This is a genomic window from Citrobacter rodentium NBRC 105723 = DSM 16636, from assembly GCF_021278985.1.
In the GTDB taxonomy this organism is placed as follows: Bacteria; Pseudomonadota; Gammaproteobacteria; order Enterobacterales; family Enterobacteriaceae; genus Citrobacter_A; species Citrobacter_A rodentium.
Genome location: NZ_CP082833.1, coordinates 1441787 through 1455102 on the forward strand (window position 1 = coordinate 1441787; position 13316 = coordinate 1455102).

A 13316-nucleotide genomic window follows, 5' to 3' on the forward strand; every position below is an offset into this window, starting at 1 on the left:
TTTTCCCGGTAATCCGCATTCACAAGGCTGGTCTCACTATGGAACAGGAACTTCATTTTATCGGTATCGATGTCTCTAAAGCTAAGCTGGATGTCGATGTGTTGCGGCCTGATGGCCGTCACCGCAGCAAAAAATTTGCCAACACCCCGAAGGGCCACGACGAACTTCTCCGCTGGCTCAGCGGTCATCGCGTGGCACCGGCACATATCTGCATGGAAGCCACCAGTACGTATATGGAAGACGTTGCCGCTCATCTCAGTGATGCCGGTTACACCGTCTCCGTCATCAACCCCGCCCTGGGTAAAGCCTTTGCACAGAGTGAAGGTCTGCGCAGCAAAACCGATGCAGTGGATGCCCGTATGCTGGCAGAGTTCTGTCGTCAGAAGCGCCCTCCGGCGTGGGAAGCCCCGCATCCGGTTGAACGGGCCCTGCGGGCTCTGGTGCTGCGCCATCAGTCGCTGACGGACATGCACACGCAGGAGCTGAACCGCCTGGAGACAGCGCGTGAGGTGCAGCGTCCGAGTATAGACGCCCATCTGCTGTGGCTTCATGCCGAACTTAAGCGCATCGAAAAGCAGATAAAGGACCTGACGGATGATGACCCGGATATGAAGCACCGCAGGAAGCTGCTGGAAAGTATCCCGGGCATCGGGGAGAAAACGTCCGCGGTATTACTGGCTTATACCGGTCTGAAGGAGCGCTTCACCCATGCCAGGCAGTTCGCCGCTTTTGCGGGTCTGACGCCGCGGCGGTATGAATCAGGCAGCAGTGTGAACAGGGCCAGCCGGATGAGTAAAGCCGGACATGCGTCGCTTCGCAGGGCGCTGTATATGCCTGCGATGGTGGCGGTAAGTAAAACGGAATGGGGAAGAGCGTTCCGTGACCGTCTGGCAGGGAACGGTAAAAAAGGGAAAGTGATAATCGGTGCGATGATGCGCAAGCTGGCGCAGGTGGCGTACGGTGTTCTGAAGTCAGGCGTGCCGTTCGATGCGTCCCGGCATAATCCGGTAGCAGCGTAAAATATGGTGGAAGGGATGAAAAAACAGCGCCTGACGGCGCTGTGACTGGTATGCCTGCAATCCGGTAAGGCGGAAAATAAAAAAGCTTGCAGGCGATAACAGTATCTACGTCCCTCATATCCGGTGGCGTTTCGCTTATCCGGCTCACAAGTGCACGTTAATGTAGGCCGGATAAGGCGCAGCCGCCATCCGGCGGAAGGCGTTACAACCCCTTACGCGCTCTGCGCTGGGTATACACCGCATCCATCACAAATATCGCCAGCGCCACCCAGATAAAGGCGAAGGTCACCATCTTATCCGCGCCCGGTACTTCGCCGTAAAACGTCACCGCCAGCAGGAACATCAGCGTTGGGCCAATGTACTGGAAAAAGCCCAGCGTTGAGAGACGCAGGCGCGTCGCCGCGCCGGTAAAGCACAGCAGCGGTACGGTGGTCACGACGCCCGCGGCGATCAGCAGCAGGTTGAGCGACATCGGGTTTTGCCCCATATGGCTGGTTGGGCTGTCGGCAATACCGAACAGATAAATTGCCGCCACCGGCAACAGCCATAGCGTTTCGAATAGCATCCCGGTTTGCGCTTCAACAGCGATCTTCTTGCGCACCAGGCCGTAAAAGGCAAAGCTGAAGGCCAGGCCCAGCGCGATAATCGGCAGCGAACCGAAGGTCCATAGCTGCACCAGCACGCCGCACACCGCCAGGATCACCGCCAGCCACTGCATCCGGCGAAAGCGTTCGCCAAGAAACAGCATCCCCAGCAGGATATTCACTAGCGGGTTGATAAAGTAACCGAGGCTGGCCTCCAGCATATGATGGTTGTTGACCGCCCAGATAAACAGCAGCCAGTTGCCGCCGATGAGTACGGCAGAGAGCGCCAGCAGGAACACCTTCTTTGGCGTTTGCAGCAGCGTTTTAACGCCTGACCACTGACGGCTGACGCTCATCAGCGCCACCATAAAGAAAAATGACCAGATCACGCGATGGGTCAGAATTTCGTCAGCGGGAACGTAATGAATCAGCTTGAAGTACGCGGGAGCCACGCCCCAAATAAAATAAGCGGCAAGAGCGAGTAAAACGCCCTGCCGCGTTTGCTTTGCATCCATCGGGAAAACTCATGTCTGAAATGTAACAACAGTTTATCGTGTTTTACCCTACCATATAAGTGGCGGTGGCGCTGGCAATGTAAAGCTGATCTTCGTTATGCAATTCCACCCGCGCCACGGCGACTTTGTTCCCGGCCCGCAGCAGGCTGCTGGTAGCGGTGAAGCGGTTGCCTCTGCCCGGACGCAGGTAGTCGACACGCAGGTCGATCGTACCCATGCGCGACAGGCGCTGGCGCAGTTCGTCTTCGCCGATCGTCTCATGACGGGTTAGCGTGCTGCCGACGCAAACCAGCCCGGCGGCGACATCCAGCGCAGAGGCGATGACCCCGCCATGCAGAATGCTTTGCGCCCAGTTGCCAACCATCATCGGCTGATTTGTAAAGGCCAGTTGGGCAAAGTCTTTTTCGTAGCGTTCCAGCTCCAGCCCCAGCGCCCGGTTAAACGGCATATGATAGACAAACATTTCGCCCACAAGCTTCAGGGCTTGCTCCGCGGTGAGAACAGCAGACATACGATTTTGTCACTCCATTGGTTAATGAAATGTTGATGTTATGCTTCTTGTTTGTTGATTTCTACTTTAAGACGGGATAACTAACCGCGGCGTGTGTAAATATGTAGAATGACAGGCACAATTTTATTCAAATCTTAAATATTTTGTTCAGGAGAACAACACGAATGCGGGCGATTCTGGGTGGGTTAACGGCAGCCGCCATGCTGCCAGTGGCAGCATTTGCGCAAGAAGCGACGGTAAAAGAAGTACATGATACGCCAGCGGTACAGGGCAGCATTATCGCCAATATGCTGGTAGAGCATGATAACCCGTTCACGCTTTACCCTTACGACACTAACTACCTGATCTACACCAATACCAGCGACCTAAACAAAGAAGCGATCAGCACCTATAACTGGTCTGAAAACGCCCGTAAAGATGAAGTGAAATTCCAGTTGAGCCTGGCGTTCCCGCTGTGGCGGGGGATCCTCGGACCGAACTCGGTGCTTGGCGCATCGTATACGCAGAAATCCTGGTGGCAGTTGTCCAACAGCGAAGAGTCTGCGCCGTTTCGGGAAACTAACTATGAGCCGCAGCTGTTTCTCGGCTTTGCGACCGACTATCGCTTTGCGGGCTGGACGCTGCGCGATATTGAAATGGGCTACAACCACGATTCCAATGGCCGCTCCGACCCGACCTCCCGCAGCTGGAACCGTCTTTACACGCGCCTGATGGCGCAAAACGGCAACTGGCTGGTGGAAGTGAAGCCGTGGTATGTCATCGGCAGCACTGACGATAACCCGGATATCACCAAATATATGGGCTACTATCAGCTGAAGATCGGTTATCACCTGGGCGATGCGGTGCTGAGCGCGAAGGGACAATATAACTGGAATACCGGCTACGGCGGCGCCGAGCTGGGTCTGAGCTATCCGCTGACGAAGCACGTCCGTCTCTACACCCAGGTGTACAGCGGCTATGGCGAATCACTTATCGACTATAACTTTAACCAGACGCGCGTGGGCGTTGGCGTGATGCTTAACGACATCTTCTGATCGATTAAACATTGCAGTTTCTCTCTCAGGCGCTGAAAATAGCGCCTGTTTTGTTTGATGGGCGAACGGGGTGAATGTGGCGCAGGCGGAAGTGATGAATCTGGAGTCCGGGGCTAAACAGGTTTTGCAGGAAACCTTTGGCTACCAACAGTTCCGCCCGGGTCAGGAAGCGATCATTGACACCGTTATGTCCGGACGCGACTGCCTGGTGGTGATGCCGACCGGCGGCGGAAAATCGCTGTGCTATCAAATTCCCGCCTTACTGCTTAATGGCCTGACGGTTGTGGTATCGCCGCTGATCTCCCTGATGAAAGACCAGGTCGATCAGCTGCTGGCGAACGGCGTGGCGGCGGCCTGCCTGAATTCGACCCAGACGCGTGAACAGCAGCTTGAGGTGATGGCCGGATGCCGCAGCGGGAAAATCCGCCTGCTGTATATCGCGCCTGAGCGGCTGATGCTGGATAACTTTCTTGAGCATCTGGCGCACTGGAATCCGGCGTTGCTGGCCGTCGATGAGGCGCACTGTATTTCCCAGTGGGGCCACGATTTCCGCCCGGAATACGCGGCGTTAGGCCAGCTTCGCCAGCGCTTCCCTGCGCTACCGTTTATGGCGCTGACCGCCACGGCGGATGAAACCACCCGGCTGGATATTGTTCGTTTATTAGGCCTCAACGACCCCTTAATTCAGATCAGCAGCTTTGACCGGCCCAACATTCGCTACATGCTGATGGAGAAATTTAAGCCTCTCGACCAGCTGATGCGCTACGTGCAGGAGCAGCGCGGCAAGTCCGGCATCATTTACTGCAATAGCCGGGCGAAGGTGGAAGACACCGCTGCGCGCCTGCAAAGCCGGGGGCTCAGCGCGGCGGCATACCATGCGGGGCTGGAGAATCACGTTCGCGCCGACGTGCAGGAGAAATTCCAGCGCGACGATCTGCAAATCGTGGTGGCGACCGTGGCGTTCGGGATGGGCATCAACAAGCCCAACGTGCGCTTTGTGGTCCATTTTGATATTCCGCGCAACATTGAATCCTACTATCAGGAAACCGGTCGCGCTGGTCGCGACGGTCTGCCAGCGGAAGCGATGCTGTTTTACGATCCGGCGGATATGGCGTGGCTGCGCCGCTGTCTGGAAGAGAAACCGCAGGGCCAGTTGCAGGATATAGAGCGACACAAGCTCAATGCGATGGGGGCGTTTGCCGAGGCGCAGACCTGTCGCCGTCTGGTGCTGCTGAACTACTTTGGCGAAGGGCGGCAGGAGCCGTGCGGCAACTGCGATATCTGTCTCGATCCGCCAAAACGCTATGATGGCCTGAAGGATGCGCAGATTGCCCTCTCGACTATCGGGCGGGTAAATCAGCGTTTCGGGATGGGCTACGTGGTTGAGGTGATCCGCGGCGCGAACAACCAGCGCATCCGCGAACTGGGCCACGACAAGCTCAAGGTTTACGGCATGGGTCGCGAGAAGAGCCATGAGCACTGGGTCAGCGTGATCCGTCAGCTGATTCATCTGGGACTGGTGATGCAGAATATCGCCCAGCATTCGGCGTTACAAATGACCGACGCGGCGCGCCCGGTGCTGCGCGGCGAAGCGTCGCTGCAGCTGGCCGTTCCGCGTATCGTCGCTCTTAAGCCGCGGGTCATGCAGAAATCCTTTGGCGGCAATTACGATCGCAAACTGTTTTCCAAACTGCGCAAGCTGCGTAAAGCGATTGCTGATGAAGAGAACATCCCGCCATACGTGGTGTTTAACGATGCTACGCTGATTGAGATGGCGGAACAGATGCCGGTTTCCGCCAGCGAAATGCTCAGCGTTAACGGCGTGGGTATGCGCAAACTGGAGCGCTTCGGTAAAGAGTTTATGGCGCTGATTCGCGCCCACGTCGACGGTGACGATGAGGAGTAGCCAGCCCGGCAAAAAAGTGTCAGGATGGTGACTCACTGAACTATTTCCCCCGCGAGTATATCGATCATGCTTATGTTATTTCTCACCGTGGCGATGGTGCACATTGTGGCGCTGATGAGCCCGGGTCCGGATTTCTTTTTCGTTTCGCAGACCGCCGTCAGCCGCTCACGTAAAGAAGCGATGATGGGTGTGCTGGGGATCACCTGCGGCGTCATGGTCTGGGCGGGCATCGCGCTGCTCGGCCTGCATCTGATTATCCAAAAAATGGCCTGGCTGCACACCATTATTATGGTCGGCGGCGGCCTGTATCTGTGCTGGATGGGCTACCAGATGCTGCGTGGGGCGCTGAAAAAGCAGGACGCAGCCGCGCCTGCGCCTCAGGTTGAACTGGCGCAAAGCGGGCGCAGCTTCCTGAAAGGTCTGCTGACTAACCTGGCCAATCCGAAAGCGATTATCTATTTCGGCTCGGTGTTCTCTCTGTTTGTTGGCGATAACGTCGGCACTGCCGCGCGCTGGGGGATTTTCGTGCTGATTATCGTGGAGACATTCGCATGGTTTACGGTGGTGGCCAGCCTGTTCGCGCTGCCGCGGATGCGTCGCGGCTATCAGCGGCTGGCGAAATGGATCGATGGCGTTGCCGGCGCGCTGTTCGCCGGGTTTGGCATCCATTTGATCATTTCGCGCTGATCTTCTTCCCGCCCGGGCATCATACCCGGGCGAATGTCCTGCTACTGCGCCAGTTTATACCACCTGAACATCTTGTGTGTTCCCAGTCTGCTCCCTGTCGTTTATCAGCAAGTTAACAATGCATTGCGAACGTGATTCCATTTATTACGCATGCCTTGCCGTGGTCAGTAGCGCCCCTATCAGCATAAACAGCGAACCAAACGCTTTATTCAGCGCTTTCATCTGCTTCGGCCCTTTAATCCATTGCGCGATGCGCTGCGCCAGCGTGGCGTAACCAATCATCACCACGATGTCGACCACAATCGTCGTGACGCCGAGGATGAGATACTGCATCAGCTGCGGCTCCTTCGGCATAATGAACTGCGGGAACAGCGCGGCGAGAAAGACAATGCTTTTCGGATTGGTCAGATTCACCAGCACGGCGCGTTGAAAAAGTCGCCCGCGGGAGCGGGTATTCGCCATCGTATTCAGATCTATTGCGCCCGCTGCGCGCCACTGCTGGATGCCCAGCCAGATCAGATAGGCCGCGCCCGCCCATTTCAGCACCTCAAAGGCGAGCAGCGAGCGCGAGAACAGCGTTCCCAGGCCGACGCCGACCAGCACAATATGTATCGCAAGGCCAGTCTGTAACCCGGCGATGGACGCCGCTGCGCCACGATAGCCGTGGTTGATGGCGGTGGTCATGGTGTTAATAGCGCCAGAGCCGGGCGAAAGGCTCAGAATTATGGCAGTCAAAAGGTAGGCGAACCACCATTCAAAGGTCATGTGAAATTCCCTGCTTGTCTGTTTTTATGCCACAATACCCTACTGTTGCGCGGTTGTATCAGGCAACGGCGAAAAAATGATTTTACCGGGCAAACGAGGCTGGATATCCGATGTTTCAGCAGCAAAAAGACTGGGAAACAAGAGAAAATGCGTTCGCGGCTTTTGCAATGGGGCCTCTGACCGATTTCTGGCGCCAGCGCGAGGAAGCGGAATTTACCAGCGTGGATAATTTGCCGGTGCGTTTCGTCCGTTTTTGCGCCGGGAAGAACGATCGGGTCATTGTGATTTGTCCGGGACGTATCGAAAGCTACGTTAAATACGCCGAACTGGCCTATGACCTGTTTCATGAGGGCTTCGATATTCTCATTATCGACCATCGCGGTCAGGGGCGTTCAGGGCGTATGCTGTCCGATCCACATCGTGGTCATGTCGAAAACTTTAACGACTATGTGGATGATTTAACCGCGTTCTGGCAGCAGGAGGTCCAGCCGGGGCCGTGGCGGAAACGCTATATTCTGGCGCACTCAATGGGCGGCGCGATTGCGACGCTGTTTCTGCAACGTCATCCGCACCAGTGCGATGCCATCGCGCTCTGCGCGCCGATGTTCGGGATTATGATGCGTCTGCCCGACTGGGTGGTGCGGCATATTCTCGACTGGGCTGAGGGGCATCCGCGGTTCCGCGAAGGTTACGCTATCGGCACCGGGCGCTGGCGGGCGTTGCCGTTCGGCATGAATCTGTTAACGCATAGCCGACAGCGTTACCGGCGTAACCTGCGTTTTTATGCTGACGAGCCGCAGCTGCGCGTCGGCGGTCCGACCTACCACTGGGTGCGCGAAGGCATTCTGGCGGCGGAGCAGGTGCTGGCCGGGGCGGGCGATGACGCCACGCCGACGCTATTGATTCAGGCAGAAGAAGAGCGTGTGGTGGATAACCGCATGCACGATCGTTATTGTGAAATTCGCGCTGCGGCGGGGTACCCGGTCGAAGGGGAGCAACCGCTGGTCATTAAAGGCGCGTACCATGAGATCCTTTTTGAAAAGGACGCCATGCGCTCAGTCGCGCTTAACGCTATTGTTGATTTTTTCAACAAGCATAACTCACCAGCGGAAACCGCTTTATTCAGAGGTTGAATTTTTATATGTATCAGGTTGTTGCGTCTGATTTAGATGGCACGTTGCTCTCGCCCGACCATACCTTATCTCCTTACGCCAAAGAGACGCTGAAGCTGCTGACCGCGCGCGGCGTTAACTTTGTTTTCGCCACCGGTCGTCACCATGTCGATGTCGGACAGATCCGCGATAATCTGGCGATCAGGTCCTATATGATCACCTCTAACGGCGCGCGGGTGCATGATATGGACGGTAATCTGGTGTTTACCCACAACCTGGATCGCGATATCGCCAGCGACCTGTTTGGCGTGGTAAATGCGAATCCGGATATCATCACTAACGTCTACCGTGACGATGAATGGTTTATGAACCGCCATCGTCCGGATGAAATGCGTTTTTTTAAAGAGGCGGTATTTAACTATTCGCTGTTTGAGCCTGCGCTGCTTGAGCCGGAAGGGGTCAGCAAAGTGTTCTTCACCAGCGATAGCCATGAAGCGCTGTTGCCGCTGGAACAGGCCATAAACGCCCGCTGGGGCGATCGCGTGAACGTCAGTTTCTCCACGCTTACCTGTCTGGAGGTGATGGCTGGCGGCGTCTCAAAAGGCCATGCGCTGGAAGCGGTAGCGAAGGCGATGGGCTACAGTCTGGCCGACTGCATCGCCTTTGGCGACGGCATGAACGACGCTGAAATGCTGACGATGGCGGGCAAAGGCTGCATTATGGGCAACGCTCACCAGCGGCTAAAAGATCTCTATCCGCAGCTGGAGGTGATCGGCATTAACGCCGATGACGCGGTGCCGCACTACCTGCGCGATCTGTTTTTACGTTAATCGACTGTTTATTCGTTAGCCAGTTGTCAACCTGACTCTCCGCTACAATGGATGCTCCTTGTTCTCAGAGATATCCATTGTGGCGTTACTCATTATTACCACCATCCTGTGGGCTTTCTCCTTCAGCCTGTATGGCGAATACCTTGCCGGGCATGTCGACAGCTATTTTGCCGTGCTGGTGCGGGTGGGGCTCGCGGCGCTGGTCTTTCTGCCGTTCCTGCGCACCCGTGGCCATAGCCTGAAAACGGCAGGGCTGTACATGCTGGTGGGCGCGATGCAGCTTGGCATTATGTACATGCTGAGTTTCCATGCCTATCTCTACCTGACGGTTTCTGAACTGCTGCTGTTTACGGTGCTGACGCCGCTCTATATCACCCTGATTTATGACCTGATGAGCAGACGTCGCCTGCGCTGGGGCTATGCGTTCAGCGCGCTGCTGGCGGTGATTGGCGCCGGGATTATTCGTTATGACCAGGTCACCGACCACTTCTGGACCGGCCTGCTGCTGGTCCAGCTTTCCAATATCAGCTTTGCCATTGGCATGGTGGGCTATAAGCGCCTGATGGAAACCCGTCCGATGCCGCAGCATAACGCTTTTGCCTGGTTTTACGTCGGCGCGTTTCTGGTGGCGGTGGTGGCCTGGTTTGCTCTGGGCAACGGGCAGAAAATGCCGCAAACGTCGCTCCAGTGGGGTATCCTGGTGTTTCTGGGCGTGGCGGCGTCAGGAATTGGCTACTTCATGTGGAACTACGGCGCAACCCAGGTGGACGCCGGTACGTTAGGCATTATGAACAACATGCATGTGCCGGCGGGACTGCTGGTCAATCTGGCGATCTGGCATCAGCAGCCTCACTGGCCGAGCTTTATTACAGGCGCGGCTGTGATCCTGGCTTCGCTGTGGGTGCATCGCCGCTGGGTCGCTCCGCGCTCCGCACAAACGGCAGATGATCGCAGGCGTGATTGCGCGCCGAGCGAATAAACGCTTCGGTCACCGGCTGGCGCTGCTCGCCGTCGCGCACGGCGGCGTAGAGGCGGCTCCATAATCCATCGCCCAGGGTTTTAGTCACCACCAGGCCCTGGCGTTCAAAACTCTCCACCACCCAGTGCGGCAGGGCGGCGATGCCCATTTTTGCCGCTACCATCTGAATCATCAGCAGCGTGTTATCCACGCTTTTCAGCGCCGGACTGACCCCCGCAGGCTGCAGGAAATGTCGCCAGACATCCAGTCGGCTGCGCTGGACCGGATAGATCAACAACGTTTCGCTGGCCAAATCTTCCGGCGTGACCTGTGTTTTACCGGCCAGCGGGTGGTCGGGCGCCAGCACCAAACGCACCTCAAAATCGAACATCGGCGAATAGTGCAGGCCGCTGCGCGGCAGAATGTCGGAGGTCAACACCAGATCCAGCTCGTCCTGTTGCAGCGCAGGCTGGGGATCAAAGGTCACGCCGGATTTGAAATCCATCTCCACCTGCGGCCATTTGACGCGGAAGTTTTCCAGCGCCGGGGTCAGCCACTGAATGCAGCTATGGCACTCAATAGCGATGCGCAGACGCGTTTGCTGCGGTTCATTGCAGGCCTGTAGCGCGCGGCTAATTTGCGGCAACACCTGGTTGGCCAGCTGCAACAAAATCTCGCCCTGCGGCGTAAAGCGCAGCGGCTGGCTCTTACGTATAAACAGCCGGAAGCCAAGGCGCTGTTCCAGATCGCTGAACTGGTGGGACAGGGCGGACTGGGTTTGATGTAGCGTTGCCGCGGCGGCGGCGAGCGACCCGGTATTCCGCAACGCCTGGAGCGTTTTCAGGTGTTTAATCTCGATCATGAAAGTCCTTCACTTCGGCATGAGCAAATTGCGCTTGAGGAATATACAGTAACCGCCAAATATGGATGTGTAAACATCTGGATGGCTAAATCCTGTGTCTTTCGAATTTATGGTGCGTTGGCTGCACTTCCTCATCCCAGTCACTTACTTCAGTAAGCTCCTGAGGATGAGCAAGTTTGCCGCCTTCCCTGAATCCGAAATCCTTCGGATTACACATTATGAGGTTATAAAAATGACAATTATTAATCACACCCTCGGTTTTCCTCGCGTTGGCCTGCGTCGCGAGCTGAAAAAAGCGCAAGAAAGCTATTGGGCGGGCAACGCGTCCCGTGAAGAACTGCTGGCGGTGGGGCGCGAACTGCGCGCCCGCCACTGGGAGCAGCAAAAACAGGCGGGCATTGACCTGCTGCCGGTGGGCGATTTCGCCTGGTACGACCATGTGCTCACCACCAGTCTGCTGTTGGGCAACGTGCCGGCTCGTCATCAGAACAAAGACGGTTCTGTTGATATCGATACCCTGTTCCGCATCGGGCGCGGCCGTGCGCCGACCGGTGAACCGGCTGCCGCAGCGGAAATGACCAAATGGTTTAACACCAACTATCACTATATGGTGCCGGAGTTTGTGAAGGGGCAAAAATTTGCGCTCACCTGGACTCAACTGCTGGAGGAAGTGGACGAAGCGCGGCAGCTGGGCCACAGGGTAAAGCCTGTATTGCTGGGGCCGCTGACCTATCTGTGGCTGGGTAAAGTGAAAGGCGAGCAGTTCGATCGTCTGAGCCTGCTTGATGACATTCTGCCGGTTTATCAACAACTGCTGGCTGAGCTGGCAAAACGCGGCGTTGAGTGGGTGCAAATCGATGAACCTGCGCTGGTGCTGGAACTGCCGCAGGCCTGGCTGGATGCCTTTAAACCGGCTTATGAGGCGCTCGCAGGACAGGTGAAGCTGCTGCTGACCACCTATTTTGAAGGCGTAACGCCGAATCTCGACACCATCGCCGCGCTGTCGGTACAGGGGCTACATGTCGATCTGGTCCACGGTAAAGACGATGTGGCAGAACTGCACGAGCGTCTGCCCGCTGACTGGCTGCTCTCTGCCGGTCTGGTAAACGGTCGTAACGTCTGGCGCGCCGATCTGACGGAAAAATACGCGCAAATCAAAGCGATTGTCGGCGAACGCGCGCTGTGGGTTGCTTCTTCCTGTTCGCTGCTGCACAGCCCAATCGATCTGAGCGTGGAAACCCGTCTGGATGCGGAAGTCAAAAGCTGGTTCGCTTTCGCCCTGCAAAAATGTGAAGAGCTGGCGCTGCTGCGCGATGCGCTGAACAGCGGCGACACGACGGCAATTCGCGAATGGAGCGCGCCGATACAGGCGCGTCGACACTCAACGCGCGTACACAACGCGGCGGTAGCGAAGCGCCTGGCGGCGATTAGCAAACGGGACAGTCAGCGGGCGAATCCATACGAAGTCCGTGCTGAAGCCCAGCGCGCGCGTTTTAACTTACCCGCCTGGCCGACGACCACGATCGGTTCTTTCCCGCAAACCACGGAAATTCGCGGCCTGCGGCTGGATTTCAAAAAGGGTAATCTGGATGCGAATCACTACCGTACCGGCATCGCTGAACATATTAAGCAGGCGATTGTTGAGCAGGAGCGACTGGGCCTCGACGTGCTGGTTCACGGTGAGGCTGAACGTAACGACATGGTGGAATACTTTGGCGAGCATCTGGACGGCTTTGTCTTTACCCAGAACGGCTGGGTGCAGAGCTACGGTTCGCGCTGCGTTAAGCCGCCGGTGGTGACTGGCGACGTCAGCCGCCCTGAACCCATCACCGTCGAATGGGCGAAGTACGCGCAGTCGCTGACCGACAAGCCGGTAAAAGGGATGTTGACCGGTCCGGTAACGATTCTCTGCTGGTCGTTCCCGCGTGAAGACGTGAGCCGTGAAACCATCGCGAAGCAAATCGCGCTGGCGCTACGTGATGAAGTAGCGGATCTGGAAGCCGCCGGGATTGGCATTATTCAGATTGACGAACCGGCGCTGCGTGAAGGGTTGCCGCTGCGTCGCAGCGAATGGGACGCCTATCTGACATGGAGCGTGGAGGCGTTTCGCCTCAACGCCGCGGTGGCGAAGGATGAAACGCAGATCCATACCCACATGTGCTACTGCGAGTTTAATGACATCATGGAGTCCATCGCCGCGCTGGATGCGGATGTGATTACCATTGAAACTTCACGTTCCGATATGGAATTGCTGGAGTCGTTTGAGGAGTTTGATTATCCGAACGAGATCGGGCCGGGCGTCTACGATATTCACTCGCCGAATGTGCCGAGCGTGGAGTGGATTGAAGGGCTGCTGCGAAAAGCGGCGCAGCGTATTCCGGCTCAGCGCCTGTGGGTTAACCCGGACTGCGGCCTGAAAACCCGCGGCTGGCCGGAAACCCGCGCGGCGCTGGCGAATATGGTGCAGGCCGCGCAGAATCTGCGTCAGGGGTAATTTCTGTAGGCCGGGTAAGGCGACGCCGCCGCCCGGCGA

12 protein-coding genes are annotated in these 13316 nt (G+C 56.9%); 8 read left to right on the plus strand and 4 right to left on the minus strand.

The genetic code is table 11. The features are described from left to right. Positions 1–38: 38 nt before the first annotated feature. Positions 39–1019, plus strand: coding sequence for an IS110-like element ISCro4 family transposase (locus K7R23_RS06800; RefSeq protein WP_012904434.1), 981 nt, complete (start codon positions 39–41; stop codon positions 1017–1019). A 202-nt stretch (positions 1020–1221) separates the two neighbouring features. Here K7R23_RS06800 and rarD read toward each other — a convergent pair whose 3' ends face one another. Both rarD and yigI read right to left on the minus strand, forming a co-directional pair. Next, positions 1222–2118: an EamA family transporter RarD gene (gene rarD / locus K7R23_RS06805; protein ID WP_012907914.1), complete on the minus strand. Its 897-nt coding sequence runs from the start codon at positions 2116–2118 to the stop codon at positions 1222–1224. Positions 2119–2161: 43 nt separating this feature from the next. Then, positions 2162–2629, minus strand: coding sequence for an acyl-CoA thioesterase YigI (gene yigI / locus K7R23_RS06810; RefSeq protein WP_012907913.1), 468 nt, complete (start codon positions 2627–2629; stop codon positions 2162–2164). 164 nt (positions 2630–2793) lie between these two features. On the opposite strand from yigI, the gene pldA reads away from it, so the two are divergent. The 3 genes from pldA to rhtC all read left to right on the plus strand — a co-directional run bounded on the left by pldA (position 2794) and on the right by rhtC (position 6256). Next, a complete protein-coding gene (gene pldA / locus K7R23_RS06815) occupies positions 2794–3663 on the plus strand; it encodes a phospholipase A (protein WP_012907912.1) in 870 nt (289 codons plus the stop codon). A 76-nt stretch (positions 3664–3739) separates the two neighbouring features. After that, positions 3740–5569: an ATP-dependent DNA helicase RecQ gene (gene recQ, locus K7R23_RS06820; RefSeq protein WP_012907911.1), complete on the plus strand. Its 1830-nt coding sequence runs from the start codon at positions 3740–3742 to the stop codon at positions 5567–5569. A 66-nt stretch (positions 5570–5635) separates the two neighbouring features. Then, positions 5636–6256: a threonine export protein RhtC gene (gene rhtC, locus K7R23_RS06825; protein WP_012907910.1), complete on the plus strand. Its 621-nt coding sequence runs from the start codon at positions 5636–5638 to the stop codon at positions 6254–6256. A 144-nt stretch (positions 6257–6400) separates the two neighbouring features. Here rhtC and rhtB read toward each other — a convergent pair whose 3' ends face one another. Next, positions 6401–7021 (minus strand): homoserine/homoserine lactone efflux protein, encoded by a 621-nt coding sequence (gene rhtB / locus K7R23_RS06830; RefSeq protein WP_012907909.1) that lies wholly within the window; start codon positions 7019–7021, stop codon positions 6401–6403. Positions 7022–7131: 110 nt separating this feature from the next. On the opposite strand from rhtB, the gene pldB reads away from it, so the two are divergent. From pldB to K7R23_RS06845, 3 genes are all read left to right on the plus strand, one after another. Further along, on the plus strand, positions 7132–8154 hold the full coding sequence (gene pldB, locus K7R23_RS06835) for a lysophospholipase L2 (RefSeq protein ID WP_012907908.1): 1023 nt from the start codon (positions 7132–7134) through the stop codon (positions 8152–8154). A gap of 8 nt (positions 8155–8162) precedes the next feature. Continuing rightward, positions 8163–8963, plus strand: coding sequence for a sugar/pyridoxal phosphate phosphatase YigL (yigL, locus tag K7R23_RS06840; protein ID WP_012907907.1), 801 nt, complete (start codon positions 8163–8165; stop codon positions 8961–8963). A 79-nt stretch (positions 8964–9042) separates the two neighbouring features. Continuing rightward, positions 9043–9942 carry a carboxylate/amino acid/amine transporter gene (locus tag K7R23_RS06845; RefSeq protein WP_012907906.1) on the plus strand — a complete coding sequence of 300 codons (900 nt, stop codon included), beginning with the start codon at positions 9043–9045 and terminating at the stop codon, positions 9940–9942. Here the strand turns inward: K7R23_RS06845 and metR are convergent. Further along, the gene (metR, locus tag K7R23_RS06850; RefSeq protein WP_012907905.1) at positions 9830–10783 is read right to left on the minus strand and encodes an HTH-type transcriptional regulator MetR; all 954 of its coding nucleotides are present in this window, start codon (positions 10781–10783) and stop codon (positions 9830–9832) included. The two genes, K7R23_RS06845 and metR, sit on opposite strands and share 113 nt — an antisense overlap. 232 nt (positions 10784–11015) lie before the next feature. Here metR and metE point away from each other — a divergent pair, with 232 nt between their 5' ends. Further along, positions 11016–13277: a 5-methyltetrahydropteroyltriglutamate--homocysteine S-methyltransferase gene (metE, locus tag K7R23_RS06855; RefSeq protein ID WP_012907904.1), complete on the plus strand. Its 2262-nt coding sequence runs from the start codon at positions 11016–11018 to the stop codon at positions 13275–13277. Positions 13278–13316: the final 39 nt, after the last annotated feature.

Bases quoted from the DNA above. Each gene is read 5' to 3' on its own strand.
- K7R23_RS06800 (WP_012904434.1), top strand. From the start codon at position 39: ATGGAACAGGAACTTCATTTTATCGGTATCGATGTCTCTAAAGCTAAG.
- rarD (WP_012907914.1), bottom strand. From the start codon at position 2,118: ATGGATGCAAAGCAAACGCGGCAGGGCGTTTTACTCGCTCTTGCCGCT.
- yigI (WP_012907913.1), bottom strand. From the start codon at position 2,629: ATGTCTGCTGTTCTCACCGCGGAGCAAGCCCTGAAGCTTGTGGGCGAA.
- pldA (WP_012907912.1), top strand. From the start codon at position 2,794: ATGCGGGCGATTCTGGGTGGGTTAACGGCAGCCGCCATGCTGCCAGTG.
- rhtC (WP_012907910.1), top strand. From the start codon at position 5,636: ATGCTTATGTTATTTCTCACCGTGGCGATGGTGCACATTGTGGCGCTG.
- rhtB (WP_012907909.1), bottom strand. From the start codon at position 7,021: ATGACCTTTGAATGGTGGTTCGCCTACCTTTTGACTGCCATAATTCTG.
- pldB (WP_012907908.1), top strand. From the start codon at position 7,132: ATGTTTCAGCAGCAAAAAGACTGGGAAACAAGAGAAAATGCGTTCGCG.
- yigL (WP_012907907.1), top strand. From the start codon at position 8,163: ATGTATCAGGTTGTTGCGTCTGATTTAGATGGCACGTTGCTCTCGCCC.
- metR (WP_012907905.1), bottom strand. From the start codon at position 10,783: ATGATCGAGATTAAACACCTGAAAACGCTCCAGGCGTTGCGGAATACC.
- metE (WP_012907904.1), top strand. From the start codon at position 11,016: ATGACAATTATTAATCACACCCTCGGTTTTCCTCGCGTTGGCCTGCGT.